The 18,814-nt window shown below is 53.8% G+C and carries 14 protein-coding genes and 1 pseudogene; 8 read left to right on the plus strand and 7 right to left on the minus strand.

Annotated features, from left to right (window positions below; all coding sequences use genetic code 11):
- Positions 1-13: 13 nt before the first annotated feature.
- On the minus strand, positions 14-1,468 hold the full coding sequence (locus ACI48J_RS00130) for a C39 family peptidase (RefSeq protein WP_405081119.1): 1,455 nt from the start codon (positions 1,466-1,468) through the stop codon (positions 14-16).
- A gap of 257 nt (positions 1,469-1,725) precedes the next feature.
- Here ACI48J_RS00130 and ACI48J_RS00135 point away from each other — a divergent pair, with 257 nt between their 5' ends.
- Positions 1,726-3,255 (plus strand): alpha/beta fold hydrolase, encoded by a 1,530-nt coding sequence (locus ACI48J_RS00135; protein WP_405081121.1) that lies wholly within the window; start codon positions 1,726-1,728, stop codon positions 3,253-3,255.
- Between the two features lie 10 nt (positions 3,256-3,265).
- Here the strand turns inward: ACI48J_RS00135 and ACI48J_RS00140 are convergent, their stop codons facing one another.
- A complete protein-coding gene (locus tag ACI48J_RS00140; protein ID WP_405081123.1) occupies positions 3,266-4,720 on the minus strand; it encodes an MFS transporter in 1,455 nt (484 codons plus the stop codon).
- Positions 4,721-4,805: 85 nt separating this feature from the next.
- Positions 4,806-5,270: pseudogene (locus ACI48J_RS00145) on the minus strand (MarR family winged helix-turn-helix transcriptional regulator).
- A gap of 245 nt (positions 5,271-5,515) precedes the next feature.
- Here ACI48J_RS00145 and ACI48J_RS00150 point away from each other — a divergent pair.
- The 5 genes from ACI48J_RS00150 to ACI48J_RS00170 all read left to right on the plus strand — a co-directional run bounded on the left by ACI48J_RS00150 (position 5,516) and on the right by ACI48J_RS00170 (position 9,835).
- Positions 5,516-6,409: a putative RNA methyltransferase gene (locus tag ACI48J_RS00150; RefSeq protein ID WP_405081124.1), complete on the plus strand. Its 894-nt coding sequence runs from the start codon at positions 5,516-5,518 to the stop codon at positions 6,407-6,409.
- A gap of 127 nt (positions 6,410-6,536) precedes the next feature.
- Positions 6,537-6,665: a hypothetical protein gene (locus tag ACI48J_RS00155; RefSeq protein ID WP_405081125.1), complete on the plus strand. Its 129-nt coding sequence runs from the start codon at positions 6,537-6,539 to the stop codon at positions 6,663-6,665.
- 151 nt (positions 6,666-6,816) lie between these two features.
- Positions 6,817-8,247, plus strand: coding sequence for an alanine/glycine:cation symporter family protein (locus ACI48J_RS00160; protein WP_405081127.1), 1,431 nt, complete (start codon positions 6,817-6,819; stop codon positions 8,245-8,247).
- A 315-nt stretch (positions 8,248-8,562) separates the two neighbouring features.
- A complete protein-coding gene (locus ACI48J_RS00165) occupies positions 8,563-8,994 on the plus strand; it encodes a MarR family transcriptional regulator (RefSeq protein ID WP_326051324.1) in 432 nt (143 codons plus the stop codon).
- 22 nt (positions 8,995-9,016) lie between these two features.
- Positions 9,017-9,835 (plus strand): SDR family NAD(P)-dependent oxidoreductase, encoded by an 819-nt coding sequence (locus ACI48J_RS00170; protein WP_405081129.1) that lies wholly within the window; start codon positions 9,017-9,019, stop codon positions 9,833-9,835.
- A gap of 139 nt (positions 9,836-9,974) precedes the next feature.
- Here ACI48J_RS00170 and ACI48J_RS00175 read toward each other — a convergent pair whose 3' ends face one another.
- From ACI48J_RS00175 to ACI48J_RS00185, 3 genes are all read right to left on the minus strand, one after another.
- Positions 9,975-11,090 (minus strand): alkene reductase, encoded by a 1,116-nt coding sequence (locus tag ACI48J_RS00175; RefSeq protein ID WP_405081130.1) that lies wholly within the window; start codon positions 11,088-11,090, stop codon positions 9,975-9,977.
- Positions 11,091-11,156: 66 nt separating this feature from the next.
- Positions 11,157-11,426, minus strand: coding sequence for a metalloregulator ArsR/SmtB family transcription factor (locus tag ACI48J_RS00180; RefSeq protein WP_326051328.1), 270 nt, complete (start codon positions 11,424-11,426; stop codon positions 11,157-11,159).
- Positions 11,427-11,840: 414 nt separating this feature from the next.
- A complete protein-coding gene (locus ACI48J_RS00185; RefSeq protein WP_405081131.1) occupies positions 11,841-12,170 on the minus strand; it encodes a DUF3139 domain-containing protein in 330 nt (109 codons plus the stop codon).
- 181 nt (positions 12,171-12,351) lie between these two features.
- Here ACI48J_RS00185 and ACI48J_RS00190 point away from each other — a divergent pair, with 181 nt between their 5' ends.
- Positions 12,352-12,957 (plus strand): hypothetical protein, encoded by a 606-nt coding sequence (locus ACI48J_RS00190; protein WP_405081132.1) that lies wholly within the window; start codon positions 12,352-12,354, stop codon positions 12,955-12,957.
- A gap of 202 nt (positions 12,958-13,159) precedes the next feature.
- On the opposite strand, the gene ACI48J_RS00195 is transcribed toward ACI48J_RS00190, so the two are convergent.
- The gene (locus ACI48J_RS00195) at positions 13,160-14,647 is read right to left on the minus strand and encodes a peptide MFS transporter (protein ID WP_405081134.1); all 1,488 of its coding nucleotides are present in this window, start codon (positions 14,645-14,647) and stop codon (positions 13,160-13,162) included.
- A gap of 310 nt (positions 14,648-14,957) precedes the next feature.
- Here ACI48J_RS00195 and ACI48J_RS00200 point away from each other — a divergent pair, with 310 nt between their 5' ends.
- Positions 14,958-18,560 carry a polysaccharide lyase family 8 super-sandwich domain-containing protein gene (locus ACI48J_RS00200; RefSeq protein ID WP_405081135.1) on the plus strand — a complete coding sequence of 1,201 codons (3,603 nt, stop codon included), beginning with the start codon at positions 14,958-14,960 and terminating at the stop codon, positions 18,558-18,560.
- Positions 18,561-18,814: the final 254 nt, after the last annotated feature.

Here is an 18,814-nt window from a genome sequence, read left to right on the forward strand (position 1 = left end):
TAAAAAGCAACGATCAGACTTCGGGGAGCAGGCTGATGGCCTGCCGGCCCATTTGTTCCCAAGCCTCTTTAAAAGGCTGCTTGGCCACGCGGCCTGTTTTGTTCTGCGGGTCGCGGATGTAGATGTAATCTTCATCGTATCCGACCATAACGACGGAATGTTCCTTCTTCGTCAGCCAGATCGGGCCGTCCGGAGTCATCCACGTCTGGAAGTAAAAAGGCTCCAGCTCACGGAACGTTACGTTGGAAATGACCCATACCGGAGTGCCGGTTCCCACGAAATGCAGAACATCTTCGAACTCCGTACCGGTAAGGTCGACAACCCGCCCGGGCAAATAGCGTTCCGCGAGCTCGTACACCGGCCCGTGATAAACCCCGAAGCCGGGATTATTGAACGAGTACATGTCACCGACGAACCCACGGTGCGGGCTTCCGAAGGAAATGACGCCGTTTTTCTCGCTGTAGGGAGTCGGGTCCTTGCGGATTTCAGCCGCCAGCGTCATTTTGTCAACCGGCACCCCGGCGAACTGGAGCAGCGAAGCGAGCGCCGTCACTTCGCAGCCGCGGGGCAGCTCGGGAAGCTGGCGGATAAGCCGGACGTCGATATAAACGGGCTGCTTGGAAGGACCGCCGAATGTCCAGACGGGTTTCGCGGCCGTTTTGTAGGCAACGAAGCTATTAGCGTATTTCTTGGCGTGGCCGACCGCATCGGCATAGCTCTCATAGTAGGCCAGAAACTTGTCGCTCTGGTAGACCCGGTAAGGAGGGAAGCTGTCCCATACGACGGCATCCTTGCGGTTTTTGACAGTTGCGTTCGCGTACTGCTTCGCAAAGGATACGGCTTCCTGCTGTGCAGCGAATCCGTCCAGGAATTTGTCATGCTGATAGACGCGGTAAGACATGCCTTCCTTCAACGCGGTATTTTTGTCGATGGGAGCGTCCTGGACCGTGCCGGAGCCTGTTGCGGGCGTCCGTCTGCCGGAGATCCGGATGAAACCGTCTTCATAGTCGACATGGCTGCCGAGAGATTCGGCGATGCTGCGCAGCGGTACGAACGTCACATTGTTCCTCAAAATGGGATGAACGGAGAGCGAGTGATCCTGCCCGTTGACGGTTAGCTGCCTGCTGCCTACGGCGAACATGATTTGGCGATCGTAGGTGGCCATCGTCACCGTCTGTGTCGCCTGTACCCAGTCCACTTTGGCACCCAGCGCTTCCGATACGAAGCGGAGGGGGACGAAAGTCGTGTCCTGCTCCAGAAACGGCACGGCGGTGGCGTCCTCCGGACTGATAGGAACAAGCTCCCGGTCTATGGAGGCCAGGCTGCTGTCTATTCGCAGCACGATTTCTTTTTCGCTTTTGGCGGCAAAAAGCGGTTGAATAGGCAGTAAGACCTGCATGGAAACCGATAAGAGCAGGACCCATCCAATGCGCTTGCCGCCTTTCTGGGGGCGGGTATGTTTTTTCATCGCAGTCGTCCTTTTTCGTTGAAATGCTTGAGTTTACACGCTTATTGCCTGATAATTCGCGTATAATACAGGTATTCACTCGTAAACGGCATGGATAAAGGCACAAAAACTCCCTTTATGGTAACAAAGTGAGGGTTACAGCAAGGTTACAAAAAAACGGAAATATTCGACAAAAACCGGAAAATTCTGTTGCCTGGAAGGATGCGCAGCCTTTAAAATAGGAAAAAAGACCTGCGGAACGCGTTTGGGGGAGTAAGATGCATAGGCATGTTGAAGACGGGGTAACCGTTCATTACAACGAATATCCGCCGGAAGAAGGGAACGGCCAGACCCTCGTTTTCCTGCATGGGCTCGGTTTGGACAGGACGATATGGAACGGCCTGCTTCCTTATTTCGCCGGTCATTACCGCATTGTGCTTTATGACCTTCCGGGACATGGGCTCAACACGGAGTTACAGGAAAACAGCTTAGACTGGGACTTTGTGACCGCCGATTTGCGGAGAGTTATGAAAGCGCTTGAAATTACGTCGGCTCATCTCGTAGGACACGGGATAGGGGCGAGCGCAGCCGTCCAGTTCTGCCGTTCCTATCCTGAATGCGTGGATCGTCTTGTGCTGATTTCACTTCCCGTTAAAATACCGGCCGATCTTATCCGCAGAAAGATAGCGGAGCGTAAACGGCTGATAAAAGAGGGGGTAGATGGTTTAGCGGCTGAACTGGCTGCCTTTAAAACTTCGCTCCCTGTTCATACCTCTGCATTTCAGGTAGTCAGGGATGCTTACCGGCGGATGAATCCGGATGTGTATGTCGGCTTTATGGAGCTTTTTACGGAAGGAGACGGCTGGAAGGAATTAAAATTCATCGCCCGCCATACCCTCGTTCTGGCGGGGGAGTACGATCCTATTTATGTAACGGCGGCTTCGCTGGCGGTCGGAGTTCTGCCCAGCGCGTCCTTTCTGATCGTGCCCGGTGCGGCGAATATGCCCTTTGTGGAACAGCCGGGTACGACGGCGCTGTGGATCGAACGATTTTTGCATCGAAAAGACAGCCGGCCTTTAGCGGATGAGCCGCTGGTCAGAGAGCTGCGGGATACGCTTCAGCTTTTCCTGGACGAAGGAGAGAAGCAGGCGGCGCTTGCCCAGGTGCTTAAGATCGACCTGCTCGGATCTTTCCGGGTCTTTTTGAATGGGAGGGAGATGGTGGACGGGTGGAACCGGCGCTATGCGAAGAGTTTGCTGGTGTACATGATCTTCCATCCGACTGCAACGCGGGAGGAGCTGTGCGACGCCCTGTTCCCGCAAATTTCCGGCAAAGCGGCTCTGCGGAATCTCAAAGTCTATCTGAATCATTTCAAAAATATGCTGCAAAGTTTCGAAGGAGGGTCTTCCATCGTTTCCGTCGATCGGGAATATGTCAGACTGCTCTGTCTCCTGCGCTGCGATTTGCTGGACTTTTTAAAGGAACTGGAAGAGATCCGCACTATTGATGAGAACCGCCGGTATGAACCGGCCGGCCGCCTGCTCGCCAGGCTTCCGGACCCTTTGCTGCCGGGTCTGTACGATGAGTGGTTTGTCGAGAAGAAGAATTGGATGGAAATGGAAGTTGCCGACCTGGCCTCCTGGATGGCGGAGAAGGAGGAGCTGCGCGGCAGCCGCCAGCGTGCGGAGGCATACCGCCAAATGGCGGCAAGGTTCCTCTTTGATCGGGAACCTGAATATAGGGAGGGGGCGGCGGCGAACGGGAGACGGGGAAAAACAGCAGAGGAGCGCAGACGGAAGAACGGGTAGGAAGCCGGTTCTATGGGTGTGTTTTCGGTTGAACGCTCCGAACCGGTTCAGGCTGGACGCGGCGCCGCTTTTCCAGATAAAAGCTGAGGCCCAGCAGGGCTATGGCGCCCGCGCACAGCCAGACGTTGATTTCAAAAACCGAACTCAATGCGCCGGGAAGCCGGTCCGGTTCCGAAGAAGCGGACGGAGCCGCCCCTTGGACGACTCCGAGCCCCAAAGCCGCTCCGACGACCATGCCCAAGTTGCGGGTTAACGCGATCATTCCTCCTATAGAGCCTACGTGCTCTTTCGGCGCATGATGGAGAATGGTGCTGTTGTTCGGCGAAGTAATCAGGCCCATGCCGAGGCCGACCAGTGCCAGAAGGGCGGCCAATCCCGCCATAGGCAGCACACCGAGGCCGAGGGAGAAAACAGCCGCACCGCCGCCCATGGCAAGCAGTCCGAGAAGGACGAGCAAACCCGAACCGAAGCGGTCGGATAAGTGACCCGCGAACGGACCGGTAACGGCCAGCAGAATCGGATAGGCCGTCATGACTGCCCCGGCGGCCGACGGGGACATCCCGGCTACGCCCGACAAGTAGAACGGGAGGGTCACCAGAAAGCTGTTGGCGAGCACGAATGCCACGCAGCTGATGATCAGGCCGGCGGACAGTGCGGGAATCCGGAAGGCCCGTACGGGGATAAAAGGATTCGCCTGCCTCCGCTCCCAGATCAGGAAGACGGTCAGAAGGAGCGCGGCCGAAACCAGCACGGCCGCCGTTACCGGAGACAGCCATCCCCGTGAGGTGCCGCCGGATATCGTCCATATGACCGAGCTGATGATCGCCATGAACATCAAGCCTCCGATGGAATCGAAAGGAGCGGATGGCTGCTTCTCCCTAGCGGGAGCGGGCGGAATGAAGCGGAAGGCCAGCAGGGTAGCGAGGGCCGCCACGGGCACGTGGATCAGGAACAGCCAGTGCCAATTGAGCCACTCCGCAACCACTCCGCCGGCGATAGGTCCGCTCATGGCACCGAGAGCGACGGCGGTATTGACCGTGCCCAGCGCACGCCCCCTGTTTTGCTTGGGCAGGTGAAGGGTGATCAGGGCCATATTGGTCGCCTGAAACATGGCCGCGCCGACCGCCTGCACGATTCTGAAATCCAGCAGCGCTCCTATGTTCGGGGAGAAGGCCACCAGTACCGAGCTGATGCCAAACAGGATATACCCTAGATTATGGATAAGACGGAAGCCCCAGCGGTCTCCCAGCTTGCCCATGACGGGCAGCAAAGAGGCGATAACGAGCAGATAGCCGGTTGTGATCCACTGGGCCGTACCGAGCGTAGTGCCGAAGACAGCGGCGAATTGGGGCAGAGAGACATTCACGATCCCGGCCGTAAAATGCGAAATAAAAGCGCCTAGGCAAATAGCCGTTACCATGAGCGAAGGACGCAGTACCTTTGTCCGTGATCCTGCTGTTTGCACAATCGGTCACCTCCCGTTAATTGGTATAGCTACTAAACTAATTAGACAAAAAAATAAGGCGCTGTTCCAAAGATTTTTTAAATTCTTATTTTTTTAAAAGAGTGATCAATTTCTCGATACAAGTATCGAATACTTCGATTTCCTGCTTGGTCAGCTGCTCCTGGAGCTGATCGTAGAAGGCGCGATGCACTTCTTCGTGGGCCGCATACGCGTCCTTTCCTTTACCGGTAAGCGAAATCAGCGTGCCCCGGGAATCTTCCGGATGAGGTGAACGCACCACCAGGTCCTTGGCCTCCAGACGCACAATAAGCTGCGTCACCGCTCCCTATGTGATTTCCAGCCTCCCGGCCAGTTCGCTCATAAGAATGCCGCCCTCTGTTCCGATCGCCTCGATCGTGTGGATTTCGCTGGGAGTGAGCGGCCCCGCGCTTCCGAAAGTCTGAGGGCGCCGTTCAAGCCGGCGAAGCTGCAGGATCAGACGGCCGAGACTGCGGCCTCCGTTATTGTGGCCCGTGCTGTTGTTAGTCTGAGAAGTTCTATTCTTTTCCATAAAATTAGTATAGTTCCTAAATCATCTACATGTCAAAGACAATCTGCTATAATTGGTGAGAAGGGCTTACGCTTCTTCCCTATAACCGGCAAGGAGAACTGCGGACCATGATCATCCAATTCATTCGATATCGTTAATGAAAGGTACAGCTAAGCCAAACTCTCCCGTTTTTTTGCGAATGGGTCAGGGTTTGTTTATCTGTGCCTTTTTCATTCAACTATTCGAATGAACGGGGTGTTTTTGGCATGTCCACTCAAAGAAACAGAAACGAGGCTGCCCAGCTCTTGGCGGCCCATGAAACGATATTCAGTTGTCCGGTTTGCGCCGGGCGGATGTCGATAATAGAGGGAAAAAGCCTGCGCTGCGGCGTGGGGCACAATTTCGATCTTGCGAGAGAAGGATACCTGAATCTGCTGCCGCAAGCCGTTAAGACCAAATACGGCAAAAATCTTTTCGCGGCCCGGAAAACCGTCAACGAAAACGGGCTTTTCGATCCGGTACGCGATTATATCGGCGATCGGATAACGGAGGCCGTGCTACCGGATAAACGGCACCGTAAAATCCGCATACTGGATGCCGGATGCGGGGAGGGTACGCTTTTATCCGGCATTAGAAGGCGGCTGAGCGGCCGGACGGGCGCCGAACCATTGGCGGTCGGCATGGATTTGGCGAAGGAGGGCGTCCGGCTGGCGTCCAAAGGAGATTCGGGTGCGCTGTGGTGCGCCGCAGATCTTGCGAACGCGCCGTTTAAGACGGCCGGCTTCGACGTGATTCTGAACATCCTGTCGCCTTCCAATTATGCGGAGTTCCGCAGACTGCTGGACGCAGAAGGGCTGCTGATCAAGGTCATCCCGGAAGAAAACTATCTGCGCGAAATCCGTCAAATGTTATACGCTGGCACGGACCGGGAATTTTTCACGAGCGGTCCCGCCGTTGAACGGTTCCGGGAGCGCTTCAAGATACTGGACAGCCGGCGCCTCCGGTATTCCTGGCGGTTTGGCCCCGAACTGCTGGAGCCTCTGCTGAGCATGACGCCTTTAGCCTGGGGAGCCCGGGATGAACGGCTGCGGGAAGCATCGGCCATGGCGATGGATGAAGTCACGGTGGACGTAACCGTTCTCTGGGGCAGACCCTTATAACCCTGATGTAATTCCGCCGGAATCCCGTAAAATCCAAGCAGCTGTGCACTCGTGCAGGCTGCTTTTTTTTTTGCGGAGAAGGGAATAATACGGACACCCCAAATACATCGGATACCGGAGGTTTTTTATGAGAAAAATGGTGTTGACCTGGCTGCTGTTCACGCTATTTCTGGCCGCCGAATCGGCGGAAGCGAAGAGGAACGTCTACTCGCCTCGGCACGTATGCAATGATTCGGATACACGTTCGAGTAAATAACGCCTTTGTACCCATACTTGTGTCAGTCAGCCGCTAATTTCCAAAATCTGAAACAGGCTTTTAGATCCTACCTCAACGGGCGAAAACTTGATATACTTAAAAGGTTTTTTATCATACTGTGCAAAAAAATAACCGACAAGCGAGGTAATCCATGATTGATTTTTTACAAAGTATGATTAATCTGCTGAACGACCTTTTATGGTCCAAACTGTTGATTGTCCTGTTGATCGGCATCGGTCTTTATTTTACGTACCGATCGAAGTTCATGCAGTTCCGCATGATCCGGGAAATGCTGCGGGTCCTGTTCGAGTCCAAGAGCGGTTCCGGCGACAACATCTCGCCTTTCCAGGCCTTCTGTATCAGTATGGCGGCACGCGTAGGAACCGGGAATATTACCGGGGTAGCTATCGCCGTCGCTTTGGGGGGACCCGGCGCCGTATTCTGGATGTGGGTCATCGCGCTTATCGGTTCGGCTTCCAGCTTCGTCGAAAGCACGCTGGCGCAGGTTTATAAAATCAAGGATAAGAACGGCTTCCGCGGAGGCCCGGCTTATTATATGCAGACGGGGTTGAAGAAACGCTGGATGGGAGCGTTGTTCGCCGTCCTGATTACGATTTCTTTCGGCCTGGTATTTAATGCGGTACAGTCCAATACGATTACGATCGCGTTCGAAAACTCCTTCGGCACGAACCGTCTGACAGTCGGCATCGTTATGACGCTGATTCTCGGAGCGATTATTTTCGGCGGTGTCAAACGGATTGCGAAAATGTCCGAGTACATCGTTATTGTGCTGGCGGTCCTGTATATCGGGATCGCTGTGTTCGTGGTGCTGATGAATATAACGAAAATGCCCGAAGTCCTCGCGTTGATCGTGAAAAACGCCTTCGGTATCGAGCAGATAGCGGGCGGCTCGCTCGGAGCAGCGCTCCTCCAGGGAGTGAAGCGCGGCCTGTTCTCCAACGAAGCGGGGATGGGAAGCGCGCCGAACGCCGCGGCGACGGCAACGACGTCCCATCCGGCGAAGCAGGGGCTGATCCAGTCTTTCGGCGTGTTGACCGATACGCTGATCATCTGTACGAGCACGGCTTTTATCGTGCTGCTTTCCGGAGCGTACACCGATCCGAGCCTCAACGGCATCGAGCTTACGCAGGCCGCCTTGAGCGTCCATATCGGGTCGTGGGCGTCCGGCTTCCTCGCGATCATGGTGTTTCTTTTCGCGTTCAGCACACTGCTGGGCAACTATTACTACGGGGAAACGAACATCGAATTCCTCCATTCCAATAAAGCTTGGGTCTGGCTTTACCGGATCGCGGTTCTGGCCATGGTTATTTTCGGCTCCGTCGCCAAGGTCCAGGTCGTCTGGGATCTGGCCGACTTGTTTATGGGCCTAATGGTCGTGGTCAATCTGATTGCGATCACCTGGCTGTCCAAAATCGCTTTTGCGGTATTAAACGACTATGTGAAACAGAAAAAAGCGGGTAAAGATCCAGTCTTCACGAAAGACCGCGTACCCGGTCTGGAAGAGATCGAATGCTGGGAATCGGCCCCGGCTGCATCCGGTTCGGATCAAGCGCGTTCGTAAAAGCGTCCGGCAGGCTCTTGGCCCTGTTAAATCCGAGATTATCTTAGAAGGCGTCTGGCATTTATGCCCGGCGTCTTTTTTACGTTAAAAAGGTGCGCCGCCCCTTGACGGTTTCGTTCGCGAGGTTCTTTAACGAAACACTATTTACTGTTAAATTATTAGATGTTAAAATATATGCATGGGAGATGAATATTATCATACTCTGAAAAATTACAAGGCAAAACCGCCATAATAACAGGCGGAGCTTCCGGAATCGGCGTAGGTATGGTTATGGCAGCCCTGCTTGTATGACTACCCTCTATCAAGGAGGCTACTTTGGATAAAAACGATATTTTCAAGCTGATTCATACTGTCGAGCTGTTCACGAACGAAGCGATCATCCGCTGGACCAAATCTTTTGAGCCGAACATTGGGATTTCTCCCATTATCACTCTGTCCGAGCTCAAGCAGAACGGACCCCAGAAGCAGAGTGTGCTGGCAAGCAAGCTGGGATACACGCCGGGAGCCATGACCAACATTGCGGGCAGGCTTACAAAGCTGGGGCTCGCGGAGCGGCGCTATAACGAGAACGACCGGCGCAACGTGTTCCTGGCGATTACGGACCAGGGAATTACCGTCCTCCGGGAAGCTCAGCAGAAAGGCAAGGAACTCCGAATCGAGTTGTTCCAAGTGCTGAACGAGGAAGAGATTCAACAGTTCCTATCCATTTACGAGAAGCTGCTTAAGAACATCAAGGAGCACGAATAACTAACTACAGGGGGGCAACAAGATGGGAAGAGTACAAGGTAAAGTGGCTTTAGTGACAGGCGGGGCATCCGGCATCGGTCTATCCGCGGCGGCACTGCTTGCGAGAGAAGGCGCTAAAGTCGTCATCGGTGATTATAACGCCGAAGGCGCGAGAGAAGCGGCCGAGACGATCAAGAGCGAAGGCGGCGAAGCGGCAGGCGTCTTCCTGGATGCTTCCGACGAACAGTCGATCCGCGATGCCGTTGATTTTACCGTCGAGCAGTACGGGGCTCTGAACGTTCTTTTTAACAACGTGGGCCTGACCAATTTAAAAAAAGACGTCGACGTCGTAAACATGGATCTCGAAGAGTGGGACCGGCTTATGAACGTGAATACAAAAAGCGTCCTGCTGGGCAGCCGGTTCGCGATTCCGCATATGATCAAAGCCGGAGGCGGCTCGATCATCAATACGGCTTCGATGGCGGCTTTCGCCTCGGATGCCGTACGTTCGGCGTACGGAGCCTCCAAGGCGGCCGTAGTGAATCTGACCCGGTATATCGCGACCCAGTACGGCAAGGACAACATCCGCTGCAACGGAGTCGCGCCGGGTCTGATTTTGACGCCTGCCGCGAAGAACAACATGCCGCAGCCGGTGCTGGACATTTTCGCCAAGTACAATGCCCTGCCGTATCACGGCGAAGCGGACGATATCGGCTACACCGTGCTGTTCCTGGCCTCGGACGAGTCGAAGTTTATCACCGGCCAGACGATCCAGGTAGAGGGCGGGCACTATTTGGCGAATCCGACTGTTCCGGATTTTAAAGCGTTTATGGCCCAGGCTCAAGGAGCGCCTCAGTCCTAAGCGACCTTGGGCGGCATCGTGCCGGGGCCATGCGGCCGTGCCGTTTTGAGGCAGCACGAGCGGACTGACAAGCTTACAAACAAGCCGGCACCTATTAGTGGTGCCGGCTTGTTTTGTTGGCATACTAAAAAAATTTTTATTAAACCAGAACACCAAGATGCTGCTTCGCGTCGTATTCCTCCAGCGGTTCCCCGTTCTTCAAGCGGTGAATAAAGTCCGGGTTTGAAATAAGCGGACGGCCGAAAGCGGCCAGATCAATCGTTCCCTCGGCTAAAGCCTGCTCCGCCGTTTGGGGGTCCAGCGTTCCGACTCCGACGATAACGCCGTCCCAATATTTGCGTACGAGCTGGTGCATCGTTTTTCCGTCCGCAAGTACCCGGGTGAACTGCATGGTGGAAGGATGGATCATGGTCGCGCCCGCTTCCCGGAACGCTTCCGTGAAGGTACGGATGGCGCTGTCCGGGTCCGGCCACATATAACTCGGGTCATCGACTTTGTGGGCGGAAAAGCGGATCAGCGTTCTGTCCGAACCGATCGCGTCGACAACCGCCTTCAGCACTTCTTTCGTCAGCGTTAACCGCTGCGCAAGGTCGCCGCCGTACCGGTCTGTCCGGCGATTGCTTGCATCCGAATTGAACTGGTCGATCAGATATCCGTGCGCACCGTGGATTTCGACGCCGTCGAAGCCGGCTTCCATCGCGTTTCGGGCCGCCTGTGCGAATTGGTCTACCAGCTCTTGAATGTCCGTGAGGGTCATCTCTTCGGGAGTGTCGTAAGGCTTGCGCAGCCGGGCTACATTTCCTTCCGCCCGAATGGCGGACGGGGCTTGCGGCGGCAAACCGCCGGCAATCTCATGATGAGACAAGCGGCCCACGTGCCAAATCTGGGCGATAATCGTGCCGCCCTCCGCATGTACGCCCTCGGTTACTTTCTTCCACCCTTCGATCTGCTCCGGGGTGTAGAGGCCGGGTACCCCGGGATTCCCTTTGCCGCGGGGGCTGACCACAATGCCTTCGGAAATGATCAGACCGACTCCGTCCGCAGCCCGTTTCCGGTAATACCGCGCCACGTCGTCTCCGACGACGCCTGTTTTGTCATCCGCGAAACAACGGGTCATCGGCGCCATGGCCGTGCGGGTTTGAAGGCTCCAGGCTCCGAGTTTTACCGGTTCGAACAGCCTGCTTTCCGGACCGTCCTGCAATTTCCTCCAAGTGCTTATGCCGGTTGCTTCAAAGACTCCTTTGTCCTCAGCCATCGTAACTCTCCTCCGTTTTTGGATAATTTTATATTTCTGCAAATACCGAAATAAAGGTGTGCCGGTTTACTCTCCAAGCAGATAGGGCGCGTAATGTTCAAGAACATGCCGTTGTACGCGGTAGTAACGGAACGTTCCCTCTTTACGGACGGCAATCACTCCACAATCGAGCAGCGGCTTCAAATGATGCGTCAAAGTGGAAGCGGCCGTGATTTTCAACAGTCCGGCCATCTCCAGGCAGGCCAGCTCCCGCCGTTTGACCAGCATCTTGACGATCTGCAGACGCGTGCTTTCACCGAGAGCTTTGTAAACCTTCACCGCGCAATCATCCGTCACTGCAAAAACCCGCTTTCAAGAAGTCGTCGACTTGTAGTATTTCTGGAAATAGCGTAATCCAAGAGGAATTAAATGTAAATAGTTCTAAAGTTACGTTAAGGGGCAGAAAATGCCTTGAGAAGGGAATATGCGGCCCAGAGAAAGAGCGCAAAAACCCGATGAACCCCGCGCCTATAAATTCTGGAAACCTAAAAAACTTTCGGTTTGGACGAGGCCGCTAAAAAAGTCCGCTCTTCTAAAATAATAAAATATCAGAAAAAACGAGCCTATAGAATCGCTTCTAAGGCTCGTTTCGTATTTAAGGAGACAATGTTGATTCCCTTAATTTCTGGATTTTTTCAAAAACATCAGTTTTTCAGTGGTCTCCCTAACGGCCGAGGGTCTTTTTTATTTTCTGGAATTTTCAGATAGACTTTACCAGCCTTGTTGATATTTTTCTATATCTAATTCTTCATTATGCTTGCCTCTCATTGGGTGTTGTATTTGGAACACTCCATTTTTATTTTTGACGTAGTAGTATTTCTTACCAGGTTCATCCTTGAATTCAATAATCACAGAGTATACGGGCGATTTTCCAACCAGTCCTTTAGACTTTAGGATGTCATTAGAGCTATATCCTTTTGTTTGAAGATATGCAATCACATCTTTTTCCATTACCTTAGCAATTATTTGCGCTCTAATATATATGACAGCAATGAGAATGAGGATAGGTAACAGCAGATATAATAGTAACTTTTTTTTCACAAAAATCACCTCCATTTACACATTGAGTATATATTAAACAAAAATAGAAATCTATTGAAAAAAATTAACCCAGGGTATATTCTATCTACTGTACTTAATTTAACATAAAAGGAGAAATATACCAGTAAAAATTGCTTCAAAATTTAATTTTTTATCTGCTGTTTTAGCAAGTACTATGCTTTTGTCAGCCCCTCTTTCGACCAAAGCCGAGGTGACTCCCAATGGAATACCAGATGAAACCTATCCGGGCACAACTATTACTGTTCAACCAGGAGATATTCTATATTCAAGCAAAACTCTAGGTGGCGCTCAACCTATTGTTGGCCACGTTGGAATTATTGCAGGTCCTTATAATAAGGTATACAATGCTCATACAACAGGGCCGCAAATGGATACGTTAACCTATTACACAGGTATTAGACATAAACCAGACGATTTGATAACTGTCTACCGACATACAGAGGGCGGGGGAGCTGAAGCCGCTAAATGGGCAGATGCCAACCTATACAAAATGTGGACATATGTAATCGACCCATTTGGATGGTCTGATATTAAAAATAATTATTGTTCCAAGTTTGTATGGCAAGCATACTACTACGGGGCTAATAAATCTGTCTCATACTTACCGTACCCTAGCACGCCAGGTGGCCTTTATATTCCACCTGGTGAAATTTCCAACTCCCCCTACACCAGAAAGGTCGCTTCTTTTAAGGCATCAGACTACAGTAAGGCTATGCTCAACAAAGAAGTAAAAGACGAAAAGGAATTACAAGCAGTTACCGAATAGAGAGAAGGCTCCTTACAGGGAGTCCGCTGAAAAAGTCCGCTCTTCTAAATAATAAAATATCAGAAAAAACGAGCCTATAGAATCACTTCTAAGGCTCGTTTCGTATTTAAGGAGACAATGTTGATTCCCTTAATTTCTGGATTTTTTCAAAAACATCAGTTTTTCAGTGGTCTCGTTTGGACCGGAGGTTCGCCGCAAAATCTTATTTTACACCCTTCATGTAGCCTTGAATTTTCGGAGACAGCACGTAGAGCAGCAGGCTGAGCACAATGGCGGCTCCGCCGATGACGCCGAAATAAAGCATCTCCGTCTCGGGCGTATAGAACTTGACGATCTGCGCGTTGATTGCCTGGGCCGCCGCGTTGGATAGGAACCACAGGCTCATCGTCTGGGCCGTGAAGGCCGCAGGCGCAAGCTTCGTCGTAGCGGACAAGCCGACCGGCGACAAACACAGTTCGCCGACAACGACGATGAAGTAGCTGAGCACCAGCCACAGCGGATTCACCAGAGCGTCGCCGCCGAAATAAGCCGGCAGCAGGATGACGAGGAAGGACAATCCGGCGAACAGCAGGCCGAGCGAAAACTTCTTCGGAATCGTCGGCTGGCGGTCGCCGAGCCGCATCCACAGCCACGCGAAGACGGGCGCGAACACGATAATGAACAGCGGGTTGAGCGACTGGAACCAGGCCGGCGAAATGTTCAGGCCCATGAAATCCAGCTGGGTCCGTTTATCCGCGTAGTTGGCCAGAATCGTCGAGCCCTGCTCCTGAATGGCCCAGAACATGATCGACGCGATAAAGAGCGGGATATAAGCCACGAGCCGCGAGCGTTCCACGGCAGTGGTTTTGGGGCTTCTGTACATAACGATGAAGTATGCCGTCGGGATGAGAAGACCGAGCACCCCGATCAGCTTGATAAACGTAGAGAAGGTCAGCAGGCCCGCCGGGATGGCGATGGCAACCAAGATGGCCACTACGACGATTACGATTCCCATAATCGTGAAAACTTTCTTCTTCTCGGCCGGGGACATCGGGTTGGCCACGACGGTTCCGGCAAGGCCGAGGTTCTTTTTCTTGGTCAGAACGAACAAGACCAGCCCGAGGAACATTCCGATAGCCGCCAGGCCGAACCCGAGGTGGAAGTTCTTCATTCCCACCGTTCCCACGATAAGCGGCGAGAGGAAGCCGCCCAGATTAATTCCCATATAGAAAATACTGAAGCCGGAATCGCGGCGGGTATCCTGTTCGCTGTAGATTTCACCTACGATACTGGATACGTTAGGCTTGAGCAGCCCGGTGCCGAGCACGATCAGCACCATCGAGACGAAGAAGAGAGCGACGTTCCCCGGCACGGCCAGCACGAGATGCCCGAACATGATCAGAATCCCGCCGTAGAACACGGCCCGTGAAGTCCCGAGCAGCCGGTCGGCGAGCCAGCCTCCGATGATCCCCGACATATACACGAGGGAACCGTAAATGGACACAATGGCCAGCGCGGTTCCTTCCGGGAAGCCGAGACCGCCGCGGGTCACTTCGTAATACATGTAGAAAACAAGAATGGCTTTCATTCCGTAATAGGAAAACCGCTCCCAAAACTCGGTAAAAAATAAGGTGAACAGTCCCTTGGGATGTCCGAAAAACCCCTTTTGGGGTACACTTTCTACGATTTTTTGCTTGTCGATAGCCGGCATATACCAATCTCCCCTGTACACGATTCTCTTTTTGGGTGGAGCCAAGTAAGTTTTTCCCACAAGATATAATACCCAGGTGTCATAATTTACAATCTCGGAGGGCAAAGAATGCTTATAATGACGTGATGGGTGCAAGAGGGCACTCTACTAGATTACTAGAAAAATGCTATTTAAGTCAAAAATGTAAATTATGGAAGTCAAAATTAGACCGATAAAAGTAAAAATCTTGCACGTGTAAGGATGTATAATCCCGTATGATGGAAAAGATAACGCTTTCATTAAGTTTCAATAAAATGGTGGAGGTATGCCCATGCACCGTCTGACAAAAACATCTTATCTTGCCGTAATCCTCTGTTGTTCCCTTGTATTCACGCTGCTCGGCGCAGGCGCGCGCCAGGTCCGGGCGGAGGACCCTTATGAGGGCATGCGTTTGAAGCTGCTGCATTTAATTCTGGGGGACGATCAATACTCCCTTCCCGTTTCGGACCCCGTGCTCCGCAGCAAGCTCGCCAAGATGGACAGCGCCGTTTCTTCGTGTGCGGCGGCTTCGGCTCCCTGTTCCAGCGGTAAAGGAGTTTGGGATATCCTGAACCGCGGTGCGGACCGGACTTATTTGTGGGTCGACCTCCCTTTTACCAGCACGGACAGTTATACAAAATCGGGCGATATCACCAATTCGTACAACCGCCTGCTTTCCATGATTACGGTTTACTACACGCCGGGTTCTTCCTTTTACGGAAATACGGCTCTGAAAAATGACGTGCTGAGCGCTCTTGACTGGCTTTATGCACAGAAGTACAACACGACCGTGGCTCCATACGGCAACTGGTACCACTGGCAGATCGGCGTGCCCCAGGCGCTGACCAAGATCGGCATCCTGATGCGGGACGATTTAACCGCTGCCCAGCTAACGAATTATATGAGCGCGGTGAACCGATTTATTCCTGACTCGGCGGCAAGAACGGTGAGCGGAAGTCCGGTTATGACCGGAGCGAATCTGCTCGACCAGGCCATTTCGGTCGCTTACCGGGGAATTCTGGTGAAGGATGCCGCGAAAATAACGAACGCGAGGGACGCGCTCGGCAGCGTCTTTGCGTATGTAAGTCCGGCCTCGGCTCCGAATACGCCGGCCCGCGACGGCTTTTACCAGGACGGTTCCTTTATCCAGCATGCGGCAATGCCTTACATCGGCGGTTACGGGACCGCTCTGCTCAACGATATCGGAATCCTGCTTTACGCGCTGGAGGGTACCCAGTGGGACGTGACCGATGCGGGCAAATGGAACGCCTACAAGTGGGTGTTCGATTCCGTAGAGCCGTTTATTTATGACGGCAATGTGATGGATATGGTGCGGGGAAGGAATATTGCCTTCGGGCCGGCACTGGGAAATGCGGACACCGGCTCGGTCTTGACCGGCAAAGGCCTCATCGCCTCCATAGGGTACCTTCTGCTCCCGGCTCCGTCCACGAATGAACAGATGGGGGAGAAGTACCCGGACAATCCGAAACAGGCCATTCAGGGCATGCTGAAATACTGGTTAAGCAAGGATGCCTCCAACCAGATTCTGGACTCTTCCTCGATGTACCAGTATTTGCAGCTCAAGCAGATCGTGAATTCGGCGGTTCCGTCCAGAGGGGAGAAGACGGGAACCTCGATCTACGCGAACCAGGACCGAGCCGTGCACCTGCGCCCGGGCTTCGGCTTCGGGCTCAGCCTGTCGTCCAACCGGGTGGATAAATACGAATCCGGCAATAAAAACAACGTACAGGGCTGGTATACCGGGGACGGGATGACTTACCTGTACAATGCCGACAGCGGCCAGTACGACAACTTCTGGCCGACGGTAAACCGGTATCGGCTCCCGGGCACAACCGTCGATACGCAGAAACGCACGAACAGCAGCAACTGGACGAGCTACCTGAGCCCTAACCGGTGGGCGGGCGGAGCGGAGCTGCTGGGAAGTTACGGCGCCGCTGGAATGGACCTGAAAGCGCCGGGCGATATCGGAAGCGGAGGAGCCATTCTGACTCCGTCCAATCTGACGGCGAAGAAGTCGTGGTTCATGTTCGATGACGAGATCGTATCGCTCGGAGCCGGCATTACGAATTCCGGCCAGACCGGCAGCGGCTGGGACGGCTCTCCCCGTAAGGTGGAGACAATCGTGGAGAACCGACGGATCACCGGCGGCAACGAGTTTGCCGTGAACGGGACGGCCCAGCCTGCGGCTTCCGGCTGGTCGGCGGCCCTGCCCGGAACGAACTGGGCGTATCTGCAGGGCAACACGGACGGGGAATCGTCCAGCGTAGGGTACTATTTCCCGGGATCGGCCGCCTTGAAGGCTTCCCGTGAAACTAGAACCGGTTCCTGGAACGAGATTAACGAGGCGACCCCCGACGTGTACAACGTGATGGGGACGGAAGATTCGTACGTCCGTTCCAATGAAGGGAACCATGGCGCAGAGCCGACGCTGGTTGTCAAAAACGACGCCAACGGCTACGCCAGAGAAACGTATCTGAAATTCGATTTAACGAATTTCGTGCCCGGGCAGGTCCAGTTCGACAGCGCGAAAGTTACGCTTGTCCCTACGGTGATCGGACCTACGGCAAAAGCGGTCCAGCATACGGCGGAATGGGTTTCCGACAACTCCTGGACGGAAAGCGGCCTGCTCTGGACGAACAAACCGGCTTCGAATCCGCTTAGTCCGGTCCGGCAGTGGTCGGGCATGCAGGCGGGAACTCCCGTCACGATCGACGTGTCCCAGCCGCTGCAGAACGCCCTGGCGAACAACCAGAAGGTGTTCTCCCTGCGCATCTATGCCTCGTCGCCTGCGGATCCGGACGGAACGGTTGCCTACGCAAGCCGCGAGAATCCGAATTCGAGCTACCGTCCCAAGCTGGTCTTGAGCGGCTACAAGGAAATAAAAAGCGCCGATTACCTGGCACTCTGGCTGGACCACGGCGTTAATCCGTCGAATGCTTCCTACAGCTATGTCACGCTGCCGAATCGCAGCCGGGCGCAGGTACAGAGCTATGCCGCCAATCCGGACATTGCTATTCTGGAAAATACGACGGCGGCGCAGGCGGTTAAAGAGAAAACCTTAAATCTGGTCGCCGCGAATTTCTGGCAGGACGGTGTCAAGACAGTCAAAGCGGACGGAGCCGATTTCCTGACCGTGGATAAAAAGGCCTCTGTTCTGGTCAAAGAAAGCGCCGACGGACTGGATGTTTCCGTGTCAGACCCAACCCAGCAGAACAGCGGCAAGATCCAGGTCGAAATCAACCGGAGCTACAGCAGCGCGGTATTCCTGGATCCGGGGATTCAGGTTACCCAGTACAGCCCGACGCTGAAGCTTTCGGTGGACGTGAGCGGTTCTTACGGCAGAACGTTTCACGCGAAGTTTTCGAACGCCGCCGCCACCCTGTTTTCGTCCAAAGGAGACGCGACCGTACGGGACGGCAGCTATGCCGGCACGAACTACGGAACCGCCGGCTTCATGGAAGTGAAGAACGAAGCGGCGAGCTACAACCGCAGCGCGCTCGTGCAGTTTGACCTTTCGTCTTATACGGGAACGGCCGGTCGCGCAGCGATTGTCCTGACGCCCATTGACGCACCGGCCAAGGCCGTCACCCATCAGGCGAGACTCGTTTCCGCGCAGTGGGACGAGAATACGCTGACATGGAGCACCAAACCTGTGCCGGGTCTGCCTCTGGCCGAATGGAAAGTGCCTGCCGCCGGGAGCCCCGTCATGATCGACGTTTCGGAGGCGGTGCGGCGTGCCCTGGCTTCCGGGGACAAGAGGATTGCCGTTGAAATCCGTTCTCTCACCAACGGCTCCGATACTTACGTCAGCTATGGGAGCAAGGAAAATGCCGCCGCCGAGAGCCGGCCTGTTTTGAAAATTACGGCTCCGTAGAAAACGGACTTATCTATTTCATTCAAGTTCCCATCTGCATAAAAAGCTGTCCCGCGGTCTTCGGACCTGCCGGGACAGCTTTCTTTCATTCCGGGCTTATCATATGTCGTCTTATGTCTCGATGACTTATTAATGTGCCTTGTGTGCATCTTTGCACTAATGGGGCTGAAGCTTCGAGCAACACCGGCACAATGATGGGCAATCGGAGCTGCACCTTGGATAATCAGAACAGATAATAACTGAATTCCAACTAA

Origin of the sequence: Paenibacillus chitinolyticus, from assembly GCF_045038035.1 — a bacterium.
GTDB lineage: Bacteria > Bacillota > Bacilli > Paenibacillales > NBRC-103111 > Paenibacillus_F > Paenibacillus_F chitinolyticus_A.